Below are 262 nucleotides of genomic sequence, written 5' to 3' on the forward strand. Positions count from 1 at the left end.
TCGGGAACATGCGAATGTCATTAAACAGATTATTGGTAAGGTCATTGTTGCCCCATATCGCGTGTCGCTGCTGGCGTATCTTCATGCGCATCCTGTCCAGTCTGTCACCGCTCTGGCTTTTATAGTGGAGTTTCCAGCACGCCCGGCAGCCAATATCTTTCTTGCCGATATACAGCTTTGCAGCCCGTTTCATACAGTGGGGACAAACGTACCATTCCCGGACGCCATACCCGGCCTTCGTGGTTGTGGTGCGAATAGCCCG

1 pseudogene is annotated in these 262 nt (G+C 52.7%); it reads right to left on the reverse strand.

From position 1 onward, the window contains the following. Window positions 1-262 (reverse strand): annotated as a pseudogene (locus tag HX884_RS27105) (hypothetical protein); the annotation flags it as partial.

Origin of the sequence: Enterobacter sp. SECR19-1250 (genome assembly GCF_013391025.1) — a bacterium.
Classification (GTDB): Bacteria; Pseudomonadota; Gammaproteobacteria; order Enterobacterales; family Enterobacteriaceae; genus Enterobacter; species Enterobacter cloacae.